Genomic DNA, 22955 nt, shown 5'->3' on the forward strand with positions numbered 1-22955 from the left:
ATAACGTGATGAAACAAAACAAAAAACTTTTAGTGATGGCTGGTGGTACTGGCGGTCACGTTTTCCCAGGGTTAGCGGTAGCTAAAAAGCTTCAGCAACAAGGCTGGGAAATTCGCTGGTTAGGAACGGCAGACAGAATGGAAGCGGATTTGGTACCAAAGCATGGTATTGAGATCGACTTCATCAAGGTGAAAGGCCTGCGTGGTCAAGGCATTAGCAAGTTAATTAAAGCGCCGTTCCAGATTATTAATGCCATACTTCAGGCAAGACAACACATTAAAGCATGGCAACCTGATGTGGTGCTTGGCATGGGTGGTTACGTGAGTGGCCCGGGTGGTATCGCGGCATGGTTGTCTGGCATTCCAGTGGTTCTGCATGAACAAAATGCAGTGGCAGGTTTAACCAACCAATGGCTGTCTAAGATTGCTAAAAAGGTTTTCCAAGCTTTCCCTGGTGCTTTCCCTACCGCAGAAGTGGTGGGTAACCCAGTACGCGAAGATGTGGTTGCTTTAGCTGAACCCGAGCAACGCATGGCTGAGCGTGATGGTGACATCCGCATCTTGGTTATGGGCGGAAGTCAGGGCGCAAAAATCCTAAACGATACCTTGCCAGTAACGATGGCGCAGCTTGGTGAAGGATTCACTGTGATGCACCAAGCGGGTAAGAACAATCAACAACAAGTTATTGAGCAATACAAATCACATTCTGTTGATAATGTTCAAGTGACTGAATTTATTGATGATGTGGCGCAAGCTTATGAGTGGGCAGATCTATTAGTGTGTCGCTCAGGTGCATTAACCGTATCAGAAGTGTCTGCGGCAGGTGTCGGATCTATCTTCGTTCCGTTTATGCACAAAGACAGACAACAAGCGTTGAATGCCGACCATTTAGTTGAATGTGGCGCAGCGTTAATGATTGAACAGCCTCAACTAACGGCTGATAAGCTAGCGAACACTATCGCGCAGCTTGATAGAAATGAATTAAAAATGATGGCAACAAAAGCTCGTCAAGCCGCCAAGCTTGATGCTGATGTGACCGTCGCTGAAGCGATTAAAGCTTTAGCAAAATAATGAGATTGAATTGATGACGATTGAACATACCCAAGACTTAGCGCAAATCCGTGCAATGGTGCCAGAGATGCGCCGTGTTAAATCTATCCACTTCATTGGTATTGGTGGTGCCGGAATGAGCGGGATTGCTGAAGTCTTGCTAAATGAAGGCTACCAGATCACGGGTTCTGATATTGCTCAAAACCCAGTGACTGATCGTTTAGTTAGCAAGGGTGCGACCGTTTATATCGGTCACCAAGCAAGTAACGTTGCCGACGCAAGTGTGGTGGTGGTTTCAACCGCTATCAACGAAGAGAACCCAGAAATTATTGCAGCTCGTGAAGCGCGCACACCGATCGTTCGTCGTGCAGAAATGCTGGCTGAGCTGATGCGTTTTCGTCACGGCATTGCTGTGGCAGGTACGCACGGTAAGACAACCACGACTGCGTTAGTGACACAGATTTACTCGGAAGCTGGCCTAGATCCAACCTTCGTAAACGGTGGTTTGGTGAAAAGTGCTGGCACTAACGCACGTTTAGGTTCAAGCCGTATTCTTATCGCTGAAGCCGATGAGAGTGATGCGTCATTCTTACATCTGCAACCAATGGTTAGTATCGTAACTAACATTGAAGCGGATCATATGGATACCTACGGCGGCGATTTTGAAACGCTAAAGCAGACGTTTATTGATTTTTTACACAACCTACCATTCTACGGCCAGGCTGTGATGTGTGTTGATGATCCAGTAGTGCGTGAGCTTATTCCTCAGGTAAGTCGCCAGGTGATTACTTACGGTTTCTCAGAAGATGCGGATATTCGTATTGAGAACTACGTACAAGAAGGCCAGCAAGGTAAATTCACGGTGGTACGTGAAGGTAAAGCTAACCTTGATATCACGTTAAACATTCCGGGTCGTCACAATGCATTGAATGCATCTGCGGCGATTGCTGTTGCAACAGAAGATGACATCAGCGATGAAGCGATTCTAAAAGCGATGGCAGGAACCGAAGGCACGGGTCGCCGTTTCGATCACCTAGGTGAGTACGAAACAGGTAAAGGCGTGGCAATGTTGGTCGATGATTACGGTCATCACCCAACCGAAGTTGATGTGACGATTCAAGCAGCACGAAGTGGCTGGACTGACAAACGTCTTGTAATGATCTTCCAACCACACCGTTATAGCCGTACTCGCGATCTGTATGATGATTTTGCGAACGTTCTTGAGCAGGTTGATGTCCTAATTCTGTTAGATGTTTATTCTGCAGGTGAGAAACCTATTGCAGGGGCTGACGGACGTTCATTAAGTCGAACTATTCGTGGGCGTGGTAAGATAGATCCAATTTTTGTTGCCGATATCAACGCACTGCCATCGGCTTTAGCCAACGTAATTCAAGGCGGTGACCTTGTTTTAACGCAGGGTGCAGGCGATGTTGGTCGAGTAGCGAAGCAGTTAGAATCGTTACAGTTAGACATTAATAAAATGCAGAACGCGTAACAGAATACTGTCTACAGACTGTGGTCAATCGCTCACTTCTTGCGATTGACCTAAAATTGACCAAAAATCTTATTATCAACGTTTGATAGTTTGATTTTGCTCAGTATAATTCATAGGTTAAAGTAAGTGCTTTTACCTCTATTACGAAGATAGGGAATAGAATTGCGAACCAACGACAGGGAATGCGGGCTTTGGTAGAAAGTACTTTTAGCGAAAACCGCCACCTATTCAGTTTACCGTCGCTCAAGAAACACGCCTTAGGCGGGTCTTTTTTTGTCATGGTATTGCTATTCATTGGGTTTCTTTTCTATACCACACTGACTTGGATGTGGGACGATCAGCGATTGCCTCTCTCCAAAATAGTACTTCAAGGCGACTTAACTTACGTAACCGCTGGTGATGTTCAACATGCCTTTAGCGAGCTAGAGCATATTGGAACCTTCATGTCGCAAGACATAGGTGTGTTGCAAGACAGTTTAGAAGCGTTACCTTGGGTTTCAGTGGTCTCCATTCGTAAGCAGTGGCCAGACACAATAAAAGTATTTTTGACTGAGTACCATGCAGCAGCAATCTGGAACGGTAACATGCTGCTGAATGACGATGGTCAGGTGTTTAATGGTGATATCGGCCTGTTAAAGGGCGATAGAGTTAAGCTTTACGGCCCAGACGGCACCAGCCAAGAAGTGATAGAAAAGTGGCGACAGATAACCCCTTTGATTAACAGTCTAGGGTTAACCGTTACCTCTCTCGTTCTCAATGAGCGTCGCGCTTGGCAAATAATCCTAGATAACGGTATCCGTTTAGAACTAGGTAAAGATTCTTTAGATGAGCGTGTTGAACGCTTCATTTCGCTTTACAACGAACTTGGTAGTAAAGCGAATCAAGTGAGCTACATCGACCTCAGGTATGATACGGGAGCCGCTGTAGGCTGGTTTCCAGAGCAAGAGTTAGAAGAGAGCACAGATGACTAAGACCGCAGATGACAACATAATCGTTGGTCTTGATATAGGCACTGCGACCATATCAGCTCTGGTTGGTGAAATATTGCCTGATGGTCAAATCAATATCATTGGTTCTGGGCAAAGCCCATCCAGAGGTATGGATAAAGGTGGTGTAAACGACCTAGAGTCGGTAGTTAAGTCGGTTCAGCGAGCTATTGATCAAGCAGAGTTGATGGCGGAATGCCAAATCAGCAATGTATTTATCTCGCTATCGGGTAAACATATCGCAAGCCGAATTGAAAAAGGCATGGGCACTATCTCCGATGAAGAGGTGTCTCAAGACGATATGGATCGAGCGATCCATACCGCGAAATCAATTAAAATAGGTGATGAGCAGAGAATTCTGCACGTGATCCCACAAGAATTTACCATTGATTATCAAGAAGGGATTAAGAACCCACTTGGCTTATCTGGTGTTCGAATGGAAGTCAGTGTTCACCTAATTTCTTGCCATAGCGACATGGCGAGAAACATTATTAAAGCTGTTGAACGATGTGGTCTCACAGTAGAACAAATCGTGTTTTCAGGACTTGCCTCAAGCAATGCGGTAATTACTGAAGACGAGAGAGAGCTTGGAGTGTGTGTGGTCGATATCGGTGCGGGTACAATGGATATTTCCATTTGGACTGGCGGCGCACTTCGACACACAGAAGTCTTTTCCTACGCAGGAAATGCAGTAACCAGTGATATTGCCTTCGCTTTCGGCACGCCAGTGAGCGATGCTGAAGAGATAAAAGTAAACCATGGTTGCGCTCTGAGTGAACTCGTAAGCAAGGATGATTCTGTTAACGTCCCAAGTGTTGGTGGTCGCCCATCGAGAAGTTTGCAACGACAAACTTTGTCGGAAGTGATTGAACCACGTTACACTGAACTTATGGGTCTCGTTAACCAAACTATTGATACGGTTCAATTACAGCTACGAGATGAAGGTATTAAACACCACCTTGCAGCTGGCGTCGTTCTCACTGGTGGAGCGGCACAAATTGACGGATTGGTAGAGTGTGCGGAACGCGTTTTCCGCAATCAAGTTCGAGTTGGTAAGCCGTTAGAAGTTAGTGGCTTAACTGACTATGTTAAAGAGCCGTATCATTCTACGGCGGTTGGTTTACTTCATTACGCAAGAGATTGTCAGATCAGTGATGAAGGTGATTACAGCGAACCTAAGCGTTCAGCACCTTCTATGTCTGGTTTATTTGGCAAATTGCGTAATTGGATACAAAAAGAGTTTTAACCTGAGTTGCAGGAAAAAACGGAGATAACACATGTTTGAACCGATGATGGAAATGTCTGACGATGCAGTAATTAAAGTCGTTGGAGTTGGTGGCGGTGGCGGTAACGCTGTTGAGCACATGGTACGTGAATCAATCGAAGGCGTAGAATTCATCAGTGTTAACACTGATGCACAAGCACTTCGTAAAACAAGCGTGAGCAGCGTGATCCAAATTGGTGGTGATATCACTAAAGGTTTGGGCGCTGGTGCAAACCCACAAGTAGGCCGTGATGCAGCTCTCGAAGATCGAGAAAGAATTAAAGAAGTTCTAACTGGCGCCGATATGGTATTTATCGCAGCTGGTATGGGCGGTGGTACTGGTACAGGTGCTGCTCCAGTTATTGCTGAAGTTGCGAAAGAGTTGGGTGTGCTGACGGTTGCTGTTGTAACTAAGCCATTTAGCTTTGAAGGCAAAAAGCGTTTAGCGTTTGCTGAGCAAGGTATTGAAGAGCTTTCTAAACATGTGGATTCATTAATTACGATTCCAAATGAAAAGCTACTTAAAGTACTTGGCCGCGGCGTAACTCTGCTAGAAGCTTTCGCAAGTGCTAATGATGTACTTAAAAACGCTGTACAAGGTATCGCTGAGCTAATTACTCGCCCTGGTATGATTAACGTCGATTTCGCGGATGTTCGCACCGTAATGTCTGAGATGGGTCATGCAATGATGGGTAGCGGTATCGCAAAAGGTGAAGACCGTGCTGAAGAAGCTGCTGAAACGGCAATTTCTAGCCCACTACTAGAAGACATCGACCTAGCTGGCGCACGTGGCGTTCTTGTGAATATCACAGCAGGCCTAGATATGCGTCTAGATGAATTCGAAACAGTAGGTAATACAGTTAAGGCATTCGCATCTGATAACGCAACAGTTGTGATTGGTACTTCTCTAGACCCTGATATGACGGATGAAATCCGTGTAACTGTTGTAGCAACAGGTATCGGCACAGAGAAAAAACCAGACATTACATTAGTTGCTGGTGGTAAAGCTAAGGTTGCAACAACTCCTCAACCACAGGTAGCGGCTCAAACTGCACCAAAAGTGGAAGAGAAAGTGGCACAACCATTGCAAGAAAAAACTGAGGTTAAACCTCAAGTTAAGCCGCAGCCAACAACGTCACCTGTTTCTTCAGGTACAGGCGCTAGCCAAAGTGCAGCACCTAAGGCTGAGAAAGAGAGTGGATACTTAGATATTCCAGCATTCTTACGACGTCAGGCTGATTAACAAATACCCAAAATTTGACTATCGTCGAATTAATGGTAAAATTCGCGGTCGGTAAATACTGACCGTGATTTGTAGCACTGATAACGAGGCAAGCAGATGATCAGACAACGTACTCTGAAAGAAATTGTGAAAACAACTGGTGTGGGTCTCCACTCTGGTCGTAAAGTCACACTTACTCTTCGCCCGGCAGCTGCAAATACAGGTATTGTTTATCGTCGTACAGATGTAAATCCACCTGTAGATTTCCCAGCTGATCCAGCGTCAGTTCGTGACACTATGCTATGTACAGCTCTTGTTAATGACGAAGGCGTACGTATCTCTACAGTGGAACACCTTAACGCAGCTTTAGCGGGTATGGGCATCGACAACATTATTGTTGAAGTAGATGCACCTGAGATCCCAATTATGGATGGTAGCGCAAGCCCATTCGTATACTTGCTACAGCAAGCGGGTGTAGAAACACTGAATGCAGCGAAGCGTTTTATTCGTATCAAAAAGCCTATTCGTTTTGAAGATGGCGATAAGTGGGCAGAATTTGTTCCATTTAACGGTTTCCGTATGGACTTTGAGATCGACTTTAACCACCCAGCAATTGAGTCTGATGAGCAACGTTTGTTGTTTGATTTCTCTTCACAAGGTTTTGTGAAAGAAATCTCTCGCGCTCGTACTTTCGGCTTCATGCGCGACATTGAGTATTTACAATCTCAAAACCTAGTACTTGGCGGTAGCTTTGATAATGCTATCGTACTGGACGAATACCGAATTCTTAATGAAGAAGGTCTACGTTTTGACAATGAGTTCGTAACTCATAAAGTACTAGACGCGATTGGTGACTTGTACATGTGTGGACACGCTATTATTGGTGAGTTCCGTGCATACAAATCAGGTCACGGCCTAAACAACCAACTACTACGTGCAGTACTTGCTGACGCAGAAGCTTGGGAATGGGCAACATTCGAAGAAGAAGTAGGCTCTCCTGTTGCATTTGCTGAGCCAGGAATGGTTCTAGCGTAATTGTTGTTTACAACAATATAAGATTTCGAAAACCAGGTCATTGACCTGGTTTTTTTGTATCTATTTTCCAGATACAGTGTCGTCAACATCCGAAAGTTGTCTCCCAATGAGCTGCAGTCTGGCTAATCCATCAGCAATTAGAAAGAAAAGTTCCAAGCACATCAAACAAATGGGGTTATAAATGGTCGTTGGTGTGAAAATTACTTACACTAAAGGGCATTAATTTTAACTCAAGCCTTGAAAACTCTACTCTCAAGTACAATATCAAAGATACTAGATTTATCTCAGTATCCTTGGTTAGTAACTGAAGACTAGTTCATAGCTAGTAGAGACACTGACGGCATTTAAAATAGATCGCGGACGATCTGAGAACGAAGAGATTCCAAGCACATGATTACTAAGCTGCTGACAAAGGTAATTGGCAGTCGCAATGACAGAACACTGCGCCGCCTTAGAAAAATTGTAAAAGAAATTAATAACTTCGAACCAACGTTTGAAGCACTTTCAGACGAAGAACTAAAAGCAAAAACGGTTGAGTTTCGTGAGCGCTTAGATAAAGGTGAATCGCTAGACCAACTTCTACCTGAAGCATTTGCTACGGTACGTGAAGCGTCTAAGCGTGTTTACGGCATGCGTCACTTTGACGTGCAAATGATTGGTGGCATGGTTCTAAATGCTGGCCAAATTGCAGAAATGCGTACTGGTGAAGGTAAGACTCTTACAGCAACCCTACCAGCTTATCTTAACGCCCTACCTAGCAAAGGTGTTCACGTAGTAACGGTGAACGACTACCTAGCGAAGCGTGATGCGGAAACAAACCGCCCATTATTTGAATTCCTTGGTATGACTGTTGGCGTGAACGTGCCAAACATGGCTCCACCAGAGAAGAAAGAAGCGTACCAAGCGGATATCCTATACGGAACAAACAACGAGTTTGGCTTCGATTACCTACGTGACAACATGGCTTTCCGTGCTGAAGATCGTGTTCAACGTGAGCGCTTCTTTGCTGTTGTCGATGAGGTTGACTCAATCTTAATCGATGAAGCTCGTACTCCACTTATTATCTCTGGCCCAGCTGAAGATAGTTCAGATCTTTACACGCGTATTAACACGTTGATCCCTAACCTTGAGCGCCAAGATAAAGAAGATTCTGAAGAGTACCGTGGTGAAGGTCACTACACCATGGACGAGAAATCGAAACAAGTTCACCTGACTGAAAACGGTCAAGAATTTGTAGAAGAGCTAATGGTCAAAAACGGCCTGATGGAAGAGGGTGATACGCTTTACTCTCCGACAAACATCAGCCTATTGCACCATGTTAATGCAGCGCTGCGTGCACACGTACTGTTTGAGAAAGACGTCGACTACATCGTTACTGAAGAAGGCGAAGTGGTTATCGTTGATGAACATACTGGTCGTACTATGCCAGGTCGTCGTTGGTCTGAAGGTTTACACCAAGCTGTTGAAGCTAAAGAAGGTGTGAAGATTCAGAATGAAAACCAGACGCTAGCATCGATTACATTCCAGAACTTCTTCCGTCTATACGAAAAACTGTCAGGTATGACAGGTACAGCCGATACAGAAGCTTTCGAATTCCAGTCTATCTACGGCCTAGAAACAGTGGTTATCCCAACCAACAAGCCTATGGTTCGTAACGATATGCCAGATGTGGTTTATCGTACCGAAGAAGACAAGTTCAATGCGATCATTGAAGACATCAAAGACCGTGTAGCTGCTGGTCAGCCATCATTGGTTGGTACGGTTTCTATCGAGAAGTCTGAACTACTGTCTAACGCACTGAAAAAAGCAAAAATTAAGCACAGCGTTCTAAATGCTAAATTCCACGAAATGGAAGCAGAGATCGTTGCACAAGCTGGTATGCCGAGCGCGGTAACTATCGCAACTAACATGGCTGGTCGTGGTACCGATATCGTATTAGGTGGTAGCTGGCAGGCACAAGTTGAGAAGCTAGAGAATCCAACCAAAGAGCAGATCGAGAAGATCAAAGCTGACTGGAGAGTAATCCACGATAAAGTGCTTGAGTCAGGTGGTCTGCACATCATTGGTACTGAGCGTCATGAATCTCGCCGTATCGATAACCAGCTACGTGGTCGTTCTGGTCGTCAAGGTGATGCGGGTTCTTCTCGTTTCTACCTATCAATGGAAGATTCTCTGCTACGTATCTTCACATCGGATCGTATGGCTGGTCTTATCCAAAGTGGTATGGACGAAGGCGAAGCGATCGAATCTAAGATGCTTTCTCGCTCAATTGAAAAAGCACAACGTAAAGTTGAAGGTCGTAACTTCGATATTCGTAAGCAGCTTCTTGAGTACGATGATGTAGCCAATGACCAACGTAAAGTGGTTTATGAGCTTCGTGATGAACTGATGAGCTCTGACGATATCAGCGAGATGATCGAACACAACCGTGAAGATGTATTGGCATCAGTGATTGATGAATACATCGCACCTCAGTCTCTTGAAGATATGTGGGATATCGCGGGTCTGCAAGATCGTCTGAAGAATGACTTCGATCTAGACTTTGATATTCAAGGTTGGTTAGACGAAGACGACAAGCTTTATGAAGAAGCATTGCGTGAGCGTATTCTTGGTATGGCGGTTGATTCGTACAAACAGAAAGAAGAAGTGGTTGGTGCTCAAGTACTGCGTAACTTCGAGAAATCTGTGATGCTACAAACGCTAGACGGTCTTTGGAAAGAGCACTTGGCTGCGATGGATCACCTTCGTCAAGGTATCCACTTACGTGGTTACGCTCAGAAGAACCCGAAACAAGAGTACAAGCGCGAGTCGTTTGAACTGTTTGAAGGCCTACTAGATGTGCTAAAAACAGACGTTGTTACCATCCTTTCTAAAGTTCGCGTTCAGCAACAAGAAGAAGTTGAAAAGATGGAAGCTCAACGTCAAGCTCAAGCTGAAGAAGCGGCGCGTCGTGCACAAGCACAACATGCAACGGCTGAAAACCAGCTAGCTGACGATGAAGCTGAAGCGGCATCTCCACAAACGGTAGTGCGTGATGAGCGTAAAGTGGGTCGTAACGAACCATGCCCATGTGGAAGTGGTAAAAAATACAAACAGTGTCACGGTAAAATTGACTAATGCTTTGCTGTAGTGGCTGATAACTTCGTCGGCGATGCTCATTTACACTTGTAAACTCCGCGTCGCCTCCTCGTTCTCAACCAATACAGCTTTGCCTTAATATAATTTTGATAAAAAGAGTCGCTTAGGCGGCTCTTTTTGTATGTAAATTTCATGGCTTACTTTGTTACGCAAGGAAGTCGTCATTCCCTATAGCGAGAACGAGCGTAGTAGGGAATCTCGTTTAGTTAGGCTCACGTTGTTTAGCTCCCCAGCTCAGTCGTTCCTCCTTCTTGAGGATGACGTATTCAGGGACTATGTGAGTTAAGCGTTTTATTAAGGAACACCAACACATGAAAAGAATCCACATTGTAGCGGGCATTATCTTCAACCAAGATAAGTCGCAGGTATTTATTACTAAACGTCCGGACGACAAACACAAAGGCGGTTTCTGGGAATTTCCTGGTGGCAAGGTTGAAGAGGGTGAAACCATTGAGCAAGCGATGACTCGTGAGCTTGATGAGGAGATTGGCATCAAGGTGACAGAACAGTCTCTGTTTGAGCACCTTGAGTTTGATTACACCGATAAGTCGCTTAAGTTCGACTTCATCCTTGTGACTGACTTTGAGGAACAACCTTATGGCAAAGAAGGTCAACAAGGTGAATGGGTAAGCCTAGAATCATTGAATCAATACGCTTTCCCAGAGGCAAATGTGCCAATTTTAGAGCGAGTAATAAAAGAGTTTTCGTAATTGCTAGCCTGAGTTTGAGATTGTTGTTAGTTTAAAGAGATTAATCGATTGAACGTTGCTGCAAGAGATAAGTGGCAACGGTAACCAAAACAATGGAGATATTCGCAGTGGTAAGAATTGCAATTGCAGGAGCAGCGGGCCGCATGGGTCGCAACTTGGTGAAAGCCGCTCATCATAATTCAGAAGCAAGTGTTGGAGCTGGTTCAGAGCGTCCAGAGTCATCTTTGGTCGGCGTAGATGTCGGCGAGTTATGCGGTGAAGGTCGTTTTGATGTTGCTTTAGTCGATGATTTGTCTAAAGCCATCGAAGAGTTTGATGTGATTGTCGATTTTACTGCCCCTGTTAGCACATTAGCGAATATTGAACTTTGTAAACGTCACGGTAAAAAACTGATTATCGGTACGACGGGTTTCTCTGAAGAAGAGAAGCAGGTGATTGATGCTGCTTCAAAAGAGATGGCGATCGTAATGGCACCTAACTACAGCGTTGGTGTAAACCTGGTCTTTAAGCTGCTAGAGAAGGCCGCTAAAGTGATGGGCGACTATTGTGATGTCGAGATCGTTGAGGCTCATCACCGTCATAAAGTCGATGCACCGTCAGGTACTGCGATTGGTATGGGCGAAGCTATTGCGGGTGCGATGGGCAACGAGCTGAACGATGTAGCTGTATGGTCACGCGAAGGTATTACTGGTGAGCGTACTAAAGATGAGATTGGTTTCGCGACGATTCGTGCCGGTGACATTATTGGTGAACACACCGCTATGTTTGCTGATATCGGTGAACGAGTGGAAATTACCCATAAAGCCACTGATAGAATGACCTTTGCTAATGGCGCAATCAAGGCCGCGGTTTGGTTAAATGATAAACCAGCAGGCTTTTATACCATGACGGATGTGCTTGGTTTGAATGACCTGTAAATAGATATTTATGCGCTGGCAATTGCCGGCGCTTTCTTTATTTGGTGCCTTTTCCTTAGTAATCTCCCTTCTACGATCTTCCTTCTACTTTCTTCTTATCGTCATTTTTCCTCTATTTTTGTGCTGTTTATGTGGTCTTTAGTGTGTTTTTTGTTTTAGATCTTTAAATTGTCATGTTTTCTCTTGGTATTTATCGATTGCGTTTTGTTGCTGATATTTTTATCACTCTATGGTTGGCTAAAATGAGGGGTGAAAATTAGAAAATCGTAATATTCGAGCTAAATGCGTATGAAAGTTGAACTTTTGGAGCTTTGAGGGGGTAAATTGAATTAGTCCTTACAAATGTTTAATTTCTTTTGAGTTAAATGTTGACACGTATCACGCAGATCACTAAAATACCGCCAATTTGTCTAATTTCCATAAACACGCAGTTTTTGGTGTTGCAGGAAGGTAGATTTGCAAATTAAATCAATTTTAATGCATTTTTATTTCTGGAGGTTGTCTTGAAGAAGTCAGCACTACTCGTCCTAGAAGATGGGACAGTATTTCACGGTGAAGCCATTGGCGCTGTAGGTTCTGCAGTTGGTGAAGTCGTTTTTAATACCTCGATGACGGGGTACCAAGAAATCCTCACTGATCCTTCCTATTCTCAACAAATCGTTACCCTTACTTACCCTCACATTGGCAATACCGGAACCAATTCCGAAGACGAAGAATCTTCTTCAATCCACGCTCAAGGCCTTGTGATTCGCGATCTCCCTCTAATCGCTTCTAACTTCCGTAATGAACAATCCCTTTCTGATTACCTTAAGTCGCAAAACGTTGTTGGTATCGCTGATATCGATACTCGTAAGCTGACGCGTATTCTTCGTGAAAAAGGCGCACAGAACGGTTGTATCGTAGCGGGTAACAACCTAGACGAAGCTTTGGCTCTAGCTAAAGCAAAAGAATTCCCTGGCCTGAAAGGTATGGACCTTGCGAAAGAAGTTACAACAAAAGAAGCGTATCAATGGAAACAAGGTTCGTGGACGCTTACGGGTGGACTTCCTGAAGCGAAAGCAGACTCAGAATTGCCATACCACGTTGTTGCTTATGACTTCGGTGCAAAACGAAACATCCTACGAATGCTTGTTGACCGCGGCTGCCGCCTAACGGTTGTTCCTGCTGAGACTTCAGCTGAAGAAGTACTTGCTCTGAACCCAGACGGTGTTTTCCTTTCAAATGGCCCTGGTGACCCAGAACCATGTACTTACGCAATTGAAGCGACAAAAGTGTTCCTAGAAAAAGGCTTACCAATCTTCGGTATCTGTCTAGGTCACCAGATTCTTGCTCTTGCGTCAGGCGCTAAGACAGTGAAGATGAAGTTTGGTCACCACGGTGCAAACCACCCGGTTAAAGATTTAGATCGTGATGTTGTGATGATTACTTCGCAAAACCACGGCTTTGCTGCTGACGAAGAAACCCTTCCTGAGACACTACGTGCAACGCACAAATCACTATTTGATGGTTCTCTACAAGGTATTCACCGTACAGACAAACCAGCATTCAGCTTCCAGGGTCACCCTGAAGCGAGCCCAGGTCCAGAAGACGCAGCGCCGTTATTCGACCATTTTATTGAACTAATCAAACAGCACACAGCGTAATTCGGAGTAGTAGACAATGCCAAAACGTACTGACATTAAAAGTATTCTTATTCTAGGTGCTGGCCCGATCGTTATCGGCCAAGCATGTGAGTTCGATTACTCTGGTGCTCAAGCTTGTAAAGCGCTTCGCGAAGAAGGTTACCGAGTTATTCTTGTAAACTCGAACCCAGCGACAATCATGACTGACCCAGACATGGCAGATGCAACTTACATCGAGCCTATCCAATGGGAAGTTGTGCGTAACATCATCGCTAAAGAGAAGCCTGATGCAGTTCTACCTACTATGGGTGGCCAAACTGCATTGAACTGTGCTCTAGACCTAGAAAAGCACGGCGTTCTTGAAGAGTTCGGTGTTGAAATGATTGGTGCAACGGCTGACGCTATCGATAAAGCAGAAGACCGTTCACGCTTCGATAAAGCAATGAAAGCAATTGGCCTTGAGTGTCCAACTGCTGATACAGCGAAAACGATGGAAGAAGCTTACAAAGTTTTAGACATGGTTGGCTTCCCTTGTATCATTCGTCCATCGTTCACGATGGGTGGTACGGGTGGCGGTATCGCTTACAACAAAGAAGAATTTGAAGAAATCTGTCGTCGTGGTTTGGACTTATCTCCAACAAACGAACTTCTTATCGATGAATCACTTATCGGTTGGAAAGAGTACGAGATGGAAGTGGTTCGTGACAAAAACGACAACTGCATCATCGTATGTGCGATTGAAAACTTCGACCCAATGGGTATTCACACAGGTGACTCAATCACCGTGGCTCCAGCTCAAACGCTGACAGACAAAGAATACCAACTAATGCGTAACGCATCTCTAGCAGTACTGCGTGAGATTGGTGTTGAAACAGGTGGTTCAAACGTACAGTTTGGTATCAACCCGAAAGATGGCCGTATGGTTATCATCGAGATGAACCCACGTGTATCTCGCTCTTCTGCACTAGCTTCTAAAGCAACAGGTTTCCCAATCGCTAAGATTGCAGCGAAACTGGCTGTTGGCTTCACGCTAGACGAGCTAATGAATGACATCACTGGCGGCGCAACGCCAGCATCATTCGAACCAACAATCGACTACGTAGTAACTAAGATTCCTCGTTTTAACTTCGAGAAATTTGCAGGTGCTAACGACCGTCTAACGACGCAAATGAAGTCGGTTGGTGAAGTTATGGCTATCGGCCGTAACCAACAAGAATCTCTACAAAAAGCACTTCGCGGCCTAGAAGTTGGTGCGACTGGTTTTGACGAAATGGTAGACCTAGACGCACCAGATGCTCTAACGACTATCCGTCACGAACTTAAAGAAGCTGGCGCAGAGCGTATTTGGTACATCGCTGACGCATTCCGTGCTGGTATGTCGGTAGACGGTGTATTCAACCTAACGCAAATCGACCGTTGGTTCCTAGTTCAAATCGAAGACATCGTTAAGCTAGAGCAAGAACTTAAAGCGAAAGGCTTTGCTGGTCTAAATAAAGACGAGCTAAACAAGCTTAAGCGTAAAGGTTTTGCTGATGCGCGCCTATCTAAGATTCTAGGTGTAGCAGAAAGCGAAATCCGTCGTCTACGTGACCAATACGATATCCACCCGGTATACAAGCGTGTAGATACGTGTGCAGCTGAGTTCTCTTCAGACACGGCTTACATGTACTCATCTTACGATGACGAGTGTGAAGCAAACCCAACAGACAAAGAAAAAATCATGATTCTAGGCGGCGGTCCAAACCGTATCGGCCAAGGTATTGAATTTGACTACTGTTGTGTACACGCATCACTAGCGCTACGTGAAGATGGCTACGAAACTATCATGGTTAACTGTAACCCTGAGACTGTTTCTACAGACTACGATACGTCTGATCGTCTGTACTTCGAACCAGTAACTCTGGAAGACGTACTAGCAATCGCTCGCGTTGAGAAGCCAAAAGGCGTTATCGTTCAGTACGGTGGTCAAACGCCACTCAAACTGGCACGTGCTCTTGAAGCAGCTGGCGTACCAATCATCGGTACTAGCCCTGACGCAATCGACCGTGCAGAAGACCGTGAGCGTTTCCAAGTTGCTGTAGACCGTCTAGGCCTACTTCAGCCAGAAAACGCAACAGTAACAACAATGGAGCAAGCGGTAGAGAAATCTCGTGAAATCGGCTTCCCACTGGTTGTACGTCCTTCTTACGTACTTGGTGGTCGTGCGATGGAAATCGTATACGATGAGCAAGACCTACGTCGCTACTTCAACGAAGCAGTTAGCGTATCAAACGAATCTCCAGTACTACTTGATAGCTTCCTAGATGACGCTGTTGAAGTAGACGTTGATGCGATTTGTGACGGTGAGCGTGTTGTAATCGGCGGTATCATGGAGCACATCGAGCAAGCAGGTGTTCACTCAGGTGACTCAGCATGTTCTCTTCCTGCATACACGCTAAGCCAAGAAATCCAAGACGTAATGCGCGAGCAAGTTGAAAAGCTGGCGTTTGAGTTGGGTGTTCGTGGTCTGATGAACACGCAGTTTGCTGTTAAGAACAATGAAGTGTACCTAATCGAGGTTAACCCTCGCGCAGCACGTACGGTTCCATTCGTATCTAAAGCAACTGGTGCGCCAATCGCTAAGATTGCCGCTCGTGTAATGGCGGGTCAATCTCTAGAGTCTCAAGGCTTTACGAAAGAAATCATCCCACCTTACTACTCAGTGAAAGAAGTTGTACTTCCATTCAACAAGTTCCCTGGTGTTGACCCACTGTTAGGCCCAGAAATGCGCTCTACTGGTGAAGTTATGGGTGTTGGTCCAACGTTTGCTGAAGCATACTCTAAAGCTGAATTGGGTTGTGGCAACATCTACCCAGAAGGCGGTCGTGCACTTCTTTCTGTTCGCGAAGGCGACAAAGAGCGTGTTGTTGACCTAGCATCTAAACTATCTAAGCTTGGTTACCAGCTAGACGCAACTCACGGTACTGCGGTTATCCTTGGCGAAGCGGGCATCAACCCACGTCTAGTAAACAAGGTACACGAAGGTCGTCCTCACATTCTTGACCGTATCAAGAACAACGAGTACACGTACATCGTGAACACTGCAGCTGGCCGTCAAGCGATTGAAGATTCTAAAGTTCTTCGTCGTGGTGCACTTGCTGAGAAAGTTAACTACACGACTACGCTAAACGCTGCATTCGCGACTTGTATGGCGCACACTGCAGACGCGAAAACGTCAGTAACTTCAGTTCAAGAGCTACACGCTCAGGTTAAAGCTTCTCAAGCTTAATCGCCTAAAGTGTATCGCTGATAAGCGGATATAAATGCTCAAAGCCCACTCTTCGGAGTGGGTTTTTTTATGTCTGTTATTCCGCGGTAACTTAATGATGAATATTTGGAATAGGTTAGAATCTTGTGTTTCGTTATTGCTCGTCTGCCGTGAGTGGTAACTTGTCGCTACACAGGACTTTAAGGCGTTGGGTATATGGAAATCACTCTAGAAATATTAGCTATCTTGTTTGTTGTTGCAACGGCAGCAGGCTTTATTGATGCAATGGCTGGCGGCGGTGGGTTACTGACTCTACCTGCATTGCTAGCGGCTGGAGTTCCACCAACGCAGGCATTGGCAACCAACAAACTCCAAAGCTCATTTGGCAGCTTCTCTGCGAGTTGGTATTTTGTGCGCAACGGTATCGTCAGCATCAAAGAGATGCGCCTTGCTATCTTTTGTACCTTTATCGGCTCTGCTATTGGCGCCGAGTTAGTTCAGCACATTGATGCGAGCCTACTGACCAGTGTTATCCCACTGCTGCTTATCGCTATCTCTCTCTATTTCCTGTTAGCACCCCAAACCAGAACGTCTGAAGGAAAACAGAAGATCTCTGAGGCGATGTTTGCTCTGTGTATTGGTGGCGGCGTGGGTTTCTATGATGGCTTTTTTGGCCCAGGAACAGGTTCTATCTTCACCGTCTGCTTTGTAGCGATTGGTCACTTCTCGTTAGTCGATGCCACGGCGCGCACTAAGGTGCTTAACTTCACCTCGAATATCGCTGCCTTGATTTTCTTTATTTTGGCTGGCTTGCCTATTTGGGAGTTGGGATTAGTGATGGCGGTCGGTGGATTTATGGGCGCTCAGCTTGGCGCTAAAGTGGTGGTGACAAAAGGGCAAAAATGGATTCGCCCTCTTGTGATCGTGATGTCGATGCTAATGGCGTCTAAACTGCTTTGGGAACAGCATCAACAATCGATTCTATCAGTGTTTTAACTCGTGGAGACTGATAGCTATTTGGTCTGACACAGATATGAATCGGCCGAATCAAGCCTGCTAATTCGGTGAAGCTATACAAATATTGAGACTCAATATTGAGTGTTTTTACGATAGAGAGCGGGATCAACGCTGGCCCAGTCCCGCCCAATGCAAGTTGCGCCGCTGCGGTGTAGGCATCCATCTCCATCAAGGGCTTGATACCAAACTTCTCTAATACAGAAAGTTGATAAGAGTTGGCGGGGTTGGTCATGTCGTTAGTGATGACCATTGGAGGAAGCTCCGTTAGCGGGGACTTACTCACTATGTAAAACGGTTCATCAAACAGATGGAAGGTCATCAACCCATGATGCGGAGGCAGCAAACCAGCACACAACCCCAAGGTCGCCTTGCCAGATTGTACTCGCTCTATGATTCTCGGTGTGTGGTTGGTGGTTATGGTGATGTATTTATCTTGCTGGATAAACTGGCCCATCATCTCACCTAAATAACCGGCTATCAGAGATTTAGAGCTGTCTAGGGTGATGAGAGTGGTATCTTCCAACTCTTGCTGTTCATAAATAAGCCCGCGAAGTTCATTGAATGTAGGGCCAATACTCTCTATTAATGCTATCGCATCTGGCGTGAGTTTTATCTGTCGTCCACTCGGTTCAATGAGCTTTTTACCTAGCTTCTTTTCTAAATTCGCAATCCGTTTGCTGACCGCTGATTGGCTGATATAAAGCAAACTGCCTGTGCGGCTCATGGTCTTTGCTTTACTCAATACCAGTAGAGTTTCGATTCCTTCGAGTAGCATTGGGTTATATTCATGAAAGTTGGGAATGATTATTTCAACTTACCTCAAACAACATTCATTCTCTAGGGCGTGTTGATCTTTCGAGCTGATTTTTGCAGCGAGTTGCTGGGTATTTATACAAGGCAGAGGCTTTGATGTGTAGCTAGCCTACATGAGAAGCCGATAACGTAGTAGAAATGACCAGCAAACGCTGCCCGTAGGGGTCGGCTAAAAGCGTTTTACTCTTTGTTGAGGGAGATTTGCTTAGAGTGACTAGGCTACTTCCCCCTCGCCGCGATTAAAACGCTTTTATCTCGAACAAAATTTAACCACGAAAGTTCAACATGCCCTAGTCTTGGGCTCATAGATATCAATCAAGCTAGGAGTTTTGAAGCTTGCCCGTTAGTTAATTAATTAGTTAGGCTTTTACTAGGTTTGCGATGCGCTGACCAAAATAGAAAGCAGTCTGAAGATCGTTACTGTTGATGTGATTATTGCTGCTATCTGCCGTCTCATTTTCACTGGCGACCAAACCTATGCTTGATCCTGTGCGATTCAGACCTAAGTCATCAATGTGCTTTGAGATATCAAGCCCAGCCCAAATCATGCCATGCTGACAAGCCAGAGTGAAAAAGCTCAATAGGGTTTGCTGTTGTTCACCGTTCAGGCTGCCACCTGTGGTAAAACCTGCTGCAAGTTTATTTCGCCATGCTTTCTTACAATAGGTATCACTGCTTGCATCCATAAAGCTCTTAAACTGCGCGGCTGGTGAACCCATATAAGTCGGGGAGCCAAAGATGATGGCGTCACAGTTGTCTAATGACTTGAGCTTATCATCATTGTCATACCTTCCTTCGACCACTTCAGAAGATAGCACTTCGACAAGGAGTACTGAGTTAGGTTGTTGAGTGTTAATGCCTTCAGCAATTGTTTTAGCGACTTGCTTAGTTGCTCCATTCTTAGAGAAGAAAACAATGCCCACTTTACCAATACTCATCTTGAACTCCCTTTTGCCAATGTTAGTAAATACATTTATTTATAAAGCTATTAGTTTATTAATATAGCCTGCGAATTAGATAAGTAAACAAAAAACATTACTAAGGTGCTGGCTAACGACCTTACTAAATTGAATGTTAGGAAAAGAAGGGATCTTTGAAGAGTGGAAATAGAGGGTATCAGTGATTTGAAACCGGATTAAAAAAGGCCCCTTTGCGGAGCCTTTCACTTTGTAACGATAGCTTATTTGATGGCGAAGGTCGGCAATGATAAATGCCAACGAATAGCGCCAAGCCTAATCAATAGCGTTGAGAATACGCCGGCCAGAAATGCAGTTTCTGAGTCGTGCCCCATGCTGATCGCCATGGTATGGAAAGCGCCACCAATAATACAAGCGGTCGCGTAGACTTCACTTCTTAAGATCATGGGAACTTCACGAGCAAGTACGTCACGGATAATACCGCCACCGCAACCGGTGATGACACCCATGATGATGGCCACTAATGCTGAATCTTGATAGATAAGCGCTTTTTCTACACCAATGCCAACAAACACCGCTAGGCCAATCGCATCACATACCGGCAATATCCACCAAGCAAGACGTTTCGGGCGTCTTACAATAATCATGGTCAGCAAACAGGTGATGATGATAACCCAAAGGTAGGTGGTATCGGTGATCCAAAACACGGGAGTTGCACCCAATGCCATGTCTCGAATTGTACCGCCACCAATTGCGGTAACACTACCTAGAACGGCGACGCCAAAGGGATCCATCTTAAGACGGCCAGCGACAAATACGCCTGAGACGGCAAAGATGGCAGTGCCAAATAAATCGATAATATAAAGCAGCATGGAGTCCATGATACTGGTGCTCTTATAGTTAAAATTGTAGGGACAGGTCGGTGGCGAATTGTACGAAAAAACGCAGCAAATAGTTAGTGATTTTGCCTAGCTCTATCGAAGAAATCGCACACTTGTTGGATCGCTTTCAAAGTTCTTGTTGTCGGGCGATTAATCCAGTCTGAATTGAGCGACCAAATCTGATTTTGAGCGACTGCTGGGATTTCATCTTCCCATGTTTGCCACATGGTTCCATTCTCAATCGCGTGCTGAGAAGTGAAGATCACTTGCGGTTTTCTTAATACAACTTGTTCAATACCAACTTGCGGATAAGGGGAGGCGCTGTCTTCAAAAATATTGTGTCCACCACAAAACTCAAACACCTCACTTGGCCAGTGTCCTTGAGCAACAGTGATGATCGGCTTTTCACTGAGTTGGTAGAAGTAGTTTACTGGCTCGGCATCTTTGTATTTTAGTCTCAACGCGTTGAGCTGCTCTCTGTATTGCTGAGCGTTATTTTTGCCAATACTTGGATCGCTAGCGTATTGGCTGAGTTGTTCAATATTAGTTGCGATACTGTCTAGGCTTTTGGTTTTGGAGTAGTAAATATTAAAACCAAATTGCTCTAGTTTCGCGAGTTCTCTTGGCGGGTTCCCAGCAGGCCACGCGAGAATTAGATCAGGTTGCAGGGCGATGATTTTCTCAACCTTGATGCCTTGGTAATTCGCTACTTTCTCTAGCTTGTCAGCTTGTGGTGGGTAATCACTTCGTTCACTTACGGCGACAAGGTTGTCGCCTAATCCAGCGCTGTACGCGAGCTCAGTGGCATGAGGAGCAAGGCTGACCACGCGTTGAGCCGGCTGTACTTGTTCTTGAGTCAGTGGTGCTTCTTCTGCAAATGATAAAGGCAGCCATAAGCTGGAAGACAAAATAGTAAGGCTTGTAACAAGTGCTGAAGATTTCACTCTAAATCCCTTGGTGAATAAATAGTAAGGCTAGGCTTTGTAAAAAGATCCAGATAGCGATGCGACCAAAGAGTAGTTTCTGAACCTGAGATAGATGCAGAGCTGACGGTGCGATTCTTCCGCCTAATTTAGCGCGAATGGCTTTAGTGTTGTCGTAAATCGCAGGGCCACCTAATGATAGTTCAAGCTTGTTGCCAACAGCCGTGATCAACCAGGCTGGGCCGGGTAGGGGCCAAGAGCGACTTTGGACTAGCATCATTTTAAATGTGTGCGTTGCTTTATCACCACATACGATCATCAAAGCAAACAAACGCATCGGTATAAACTCGAGAATCGCGACTATCTTGATCGCCGTTGAGCCGAACGGAGAAAATTGCTTACGACTTGGCGACCAAGCTCGAGCTAACTCGACCACAAGGCGATACATTAACGCAGCGATTCCACCACCAATGGCGTACCAGAACAACACACAAACTACGTTACGAGCGTAACCCATGATGATGGTTTCTGTGGCGGCTTTACCTAGGCCAAGTGACGAAAGTGATTCGGTTTGACGATTGACAATCGGAGCCAGTAACTGACGAGCGGCCGCTTTATCTTCTCGGCCAAGTGCTTTGATCAGTTGGTTAGCCAGCTTTTCATTATTGCGCCAATCAATCGCGAGTAATAACAGTGCCAATTCAAACAGTTGAGATTGCCAAACCAACGGTTGCAGTGCCAAGAGAATAACCAGAGTTGGCAGTACCATTAACCCCCAGGCTAATGTGCCTGAGATTAAGCTTTGGGAATAGTTGTGGTTGTTATTAACCTTGCTTGCTAAAAGCTCAGCAAACTTATGCCATAAGGTCGTGGGGTGTGCGGCATGGGGGATAGGTAAAATTAAATGAAAAAGCAGTGCTCCCCACATCACAAGGAGCACGCCATTTGCAAATACCTGATCAAACAGTGTTTGCATGTCTAGTCGCTTACTTTAGTAGGGCAACCATCTTGATAACCATTTCAGAAGAGCTTTGTGCTGCTAGTGGCAGGAACTCTTCGAAGCTCATTGGGGATTCTTTGTCTGCAACATCAGAGATTGCACGAACAACCACGAATGGTACTTGGAACTGGTGACAAGCTTGAGCGATAGCCGATGCTTCCATCTCTACAGCAACAACAGATGGGAAGTGCTTGCGGATGAACTCTTGGCGTTCTGCTGTGCAAACAAATGCGTCGCCAGTACAGATAAGACCGCGAACGGCATGCTTGTCTTCCATTTGTGCTAGTGCTTGTTCAGCAACAGCCATCAGTTTCTCGTCAGCTTTGAACGCTGCAGGTTGGCCTGCCATTTGGCCGATTTCGTAACCGAAAGCTGTAACGTCTGCATCGTGGTGACGAACTTCAGTTGAGATAACCACATCGCCAAGGTTCAGTGTTGAATCAAAACCGCCAGCAGAGCCCGTGTTAAGAACGACATCTGGTTGGTATTCGCTTAGTAGGATTGAAGTACCAACAGCCGCTGCTACTTTACCAATGCCAGATTGAAGCAAAACAACGTCAACACCATTTAGCTGACCAGAGAAAAAGGTACAACCGCCTTTATTAACTTCAGTAATGTCTGAAATTGCTGCTTTTAGGATCGCAACTTCTTGCTCCATTGCGCCAATGATGCCGATTTTCATGTGTAGTCTCTTAATAAATAATATTTAAACAGTAGAG

18 protein-coding genes are annotated in these 22955 nt (G+C 45.3%); 12 read left to right on the forward strand and 6 right to left on the reverse strand.

Annotation, left to right across the window (positions count from 1 at the left end; genetic code table 11):
- Positions 1 to 8: 8 nt before the first annotated feature.
- The 12 genes from murG to MSG35_RS16715 all read left to right on the forward strand — a co-directional run bounded on the left by murG (position 9) and on the right by MSG35_RS16715 (position 17681).
- Positions 9 to 1070 (forward strand): undecaprenyldiphospho-muramoylpentapeptide beta-N-acetylglucosaminyltransferase, encoded by a 1062-nt coding sequence (gene murG / locus MSG35_RS16660; protein WP_065676115.1) that lies wholly within the window; start codon positions 9 to 11, stop codon positions 1068 to 1070.
- 13 nt (positions 1071 to 1083) lie between these two features.
- Complete coding sequence (gene murC / locus MSG35_RS16665; protein WP_017059288.1) at positions 1084 to 2544, forward strand: UDP-N-acetylmuramate--L-alanine ligase; 1461 nt, start codon at positions 1084 to 1086, stop codon at positions 2542 to 2544.
- Positions 2545 to 2735: 191 nt separating this feature from the next.
- Positions 2736 to 3515, forward strand: a complete 780-nt coding sequence (locus MSG35_RS16670) for a cell division protein FtsQ/DivIB (protein ID WP_029235089.1) — start codon at positions 2736 to 2738, stop codon at positions 3513 to 3515.
- Entirely contained in the window at positions 3508 to 4776 is a 1269-nt protein-coding gene (ftsA, locus tag MSG35_RS16675; RefSeq protein ID WP_010434747.1) for a cell division protein FtsA, read from the forward strand. Before MSG35_RS16670 ends, ftsA begins: the two co-directional genes overlap by 8 nt.
- 31 nt (positions 4777 to 4807) lie before the next feature.
- Positions 4808 to 6037 carry a cell division protein FtsZ gene (ftsZ, locus tag MSG35_RS16680; RefSeq protein WP_146490529.1) on the forward strand — a complete coding sequence of 410 codons (1230 nt, stop codon included), beginning with the start codon at positions 4808 to 4810 and terminating at the stop codon, positions 6035 to 6037.
- Between the two features lie 96 nt (positions 6038 to 6133).
- Complete coding sequence (gene lpxC / locus MSG35_RS16685; RefSeq protein WP_010434751.1) at positions 6134 to 7051, forward strand: UDP-3-O-acyl-N-acetylglucosamine deacetylase; 918 nt, start codon at positions 6134 to 6136, stop codon at positions 7049 to 7051.
- A gap of 390 nt (positions 7052 to 7441) precedes the next feature.
- A complete protein-coding gene (gene secA / locus MSG35_RS16690) occupies positions 7442 to 10168 on the forward strand; it encodes a preprotein translocase subunit SecA (RefSeq protein WP_061039495.1) in 2727 nt (908 codons plus the stop codon).
- A gap of 332 nt (positions 10169 to 10500) precedes the next feature.
- Complete coding sequence (gene mutT / locus MSG35_RS16695) at positions 10501 to 10899, forward strand: 8-oxo-dGTP diphosphatase MutT (RefSeq protein WP_048618233.1); 399 nt, start codon at positions 10501 to 10503, stop codon at positions 10897 to 10899.
- Positions 10900 to 10991: 92 nt separating this feature from the next.
- Positions 10992 to 11816, forward strand: a complete 825-nt coding sequence (gene dapB / locus MSG35_RS16700; protein WP_020628676.1) for a 4-hydroxy-tetrahydrodipicolinate reductase — start codon at positions 10992 to 10994, stop codon at positions 11814 to 11816.
- A gap of 503 nt (positions 11817 to 12319) precedes the next feature.
- The gene (gene carA / locus MSG35_RS16705; RefSeq protein WP_048609692.1) at positions 12320 to 13459 is read left to right on the forward strand and encodes a glutamine-hydrolyzing carbamoyl-phosphate synthase small subunit; all 1140 of its coding nucleotides are present in this window, start codon (positions 12320 to 12322) and stop codon (positions 13457 to 13459) included.
- Between the two features lie 16 nt (positions 13460 to 13475).
- On the forward strand, positions 13476 to 16706 hold the full coding sequence (carB, locus tag MSG35_RS16710; RefSeq protein ID WP_050622300.1) for a carbamoyl-phosphate synthase large subunit: 3231 nt from the start codon (positions 13476 to 13478) through the stop codon (positions 16704 to 16706).
- A gap of 195 nt (positions 16707 to 16901) precedes the next feature.
- On the forward strand, positions 16902 to 17681 hold the full coding sequence (locus MSG35_RS16715) for a TSUP family transporter (protein ID WP_248384581.1): 780 nt from the start codon (positions 16902 to 16904) through the stop codon (positions 17679 to 17681).
- On the opposite strand, the gene MSG35_RS16720 is transcribed toward MSG35_RS16715, so the two are convergent.
- From MSG35_RS16720 to mtnN, 6 genes are all read right to left on the reverse strand, one after another.
- On the reverse strand, positions 17632 to 18477 hold the full coding sequence (locus MSG35_RS16720) for a LysR family transcriptional regulator (protein ID WP_048618235.1): 846 nt from the start codon (positions 18475 to 18477) through the stop codon (positions 17632 to 17634). The genes MSG35_RS16715 and MSG35_RS16720 overlap by 50 nt on opposite strands.
- Positions 18478 to 18874: 397 nt before the next feature.
- Complete coding sequence (locus MSG35_RS16725; protein ID WP_248384582.1) at positions 18875 to 19453, reverse strand: flavodoxin family protein; 579 nt, start codon at positions 19451 to 19453, stop codon at positions 18875 to 18877.
- A gap of 242 nt (positions 19454 to 19695) precedes the next feature.
- A complete protein-coding gene (locus MSG35_RS16730) occupies positions 19696 to 20313 on the reverse strand; it encodes a TRIC cation channel family protein (protein WP_050649519.1) in 618 nt (205 codons plus the stop codon).
- 74 nt (positions 20314 to 20387) lie between these two features.
- Positions 20388 to 21257 carry a vitamin B12 ABC transporter substrate-binding protein BtuF gene (btuF, locus tag MSG35_RS16735; RefSeq protein WP_248384583.1) on the reverse strand — a complete coding sequence of 290 codons (870 nt, stop codon included), beginning with the start codon at positions 21255 to 21257 and terminating at the stop codon, positions 20388 to 20390.
- Between the two features lies 1 nt (position 21258).
- Positions 21259 to 22212, reverse strand: a complete 954-nt coding sequence (locus MSG35_RS16740) for a cobalamin biosynthesis family protein (RefSeq protein ID WP_248384584.1) — start codon at positions 22210 to 22212, stop codon at positions 21259 to 21261.
- Between the two features lie 10 nt (positions 22213 to 22222).
- Positions 22223 to 22918, reverse strand: a complete 696-nt coding sequence (mtnN, locus tag MSG35_RS16745) for a 5'-methylthioadenosine/S-adenosylhomocysteine nucleosidase (RefSeq protein WP_248384585.1) — start codon at positions 22916 to 22918, stop codon at positions 22223 to 22225.
- Positions 22919 to 22955 lie beyond the last annotated feature (37 nt).

This window comes from Vibrio sp. 1CM23M (genome assembly GCF_023161755.1).
In the GTDB taxonomy this organism is placed as follows: Bacteria; Pseudomonadota; Gammaproteobacteria; order Enterobacterales; family Vibrionaceae; genus Vibrio; species Vibrio coralliirubri.

Bases quoted from the DNA above. Each gene is read 5' to 3' on its own strand.
- dapB (WP_020628676.1), top strand. From the start codon at position 10,992: ATGGAGATATTCGCAGTGGTAAGAATTGCAATTGCAGGAGCAGCGGGC.
- ftsA (WP_010434747.1), top strand. From the start codon at position 3,508: ATGACTAAGACCGCAGATGACAACATAATCGTTGGTCTTGATATAGGC.
- MSG35_RS16715 (WP_248384581.1), top strand. From the start codon at position 16,902: ATGGAAATCACTCTAGAAATATTAGCTATCTTGTTTGTTGTTGCAACG.
- mtnN (WP_248384585.1), bottom strand. From the start codon at position 22,918: ATGAAAATCGGCATCATTGGCGCAATGGAGCAAGAAGTTGCGATCCTA.
- ftsZ (WP_146490529.1), top strand. From the start codon at position 4,808: ATGTTTGAACCGATGATGGAAATGTCTGACGATGCAGTAATTAAAGTC.
- MSG35_RS16740 (WP_248384584.1), bottom strand. From the start codon at position 22,212: ATGCAAACACTGTTTGATCAGGTATTTGCAAATGGCGTGCTCCTTGTG.
- MSG35_RS16730 (WP_050649519.1), bottom strand. From the start codon at position 20,313: ATGGACTCCATGCTGCTTTATATTATCGATTTATTTGGCACTGCCATC.
- murC (WP_017059288.1), top strand. From the start codon at position 1,084: ATGACGATTGAACATACCCAAGACTTAGCGCAAATCCGTGCAATGGTG.
- secA (WP_061039495.1), top strand. From the start codon at position 7,442: ATGATTACTAAGCTGCTGACAAAGGTAATTGGCAGTCGCAATGACAGA.
- MSG35_RS16725 (WP_248384582.1), bottom strand. From the start codon at position 19,453: ATGAGTATTGGTAAAGTGGGCATTGTTTTCTTCTCTAAGAATGGAGCA.
- mutT (WP_048618233.1), top strand. From the start codon at position 10,501: ATGAAAAGAATCCACATTGTAGCGGGCATTATCTTCAACCAAGATAAG.
- MSG35_RS16720 (WP_048618235.1), bottom strand. From the start codon at position 18,477: ATGCTACTCGAAGGAATCGAAACTCTACTGGTATTGAGTAAAGCAAAG.
- carB (WP_050622300.1), top strand. From the start codon at position 13,476: ATGCCAAAACGTACTGACATTAAAAGTATTCTTATTCTAGGTGCTGGC.
- murG (WP_065676115.1), top strand. From the start codon at position 9: ATGAAACAAAACAAAAAACTTTTAGTGATGGCTGGTGGTACTGGCGGT.
- lpxC (WP_010434751.1), top strand. From the start codon at position 6,134: ATGATCAGACAACGTACTCTGAAAGAAATTGTGAAAACAACTGGTGTG.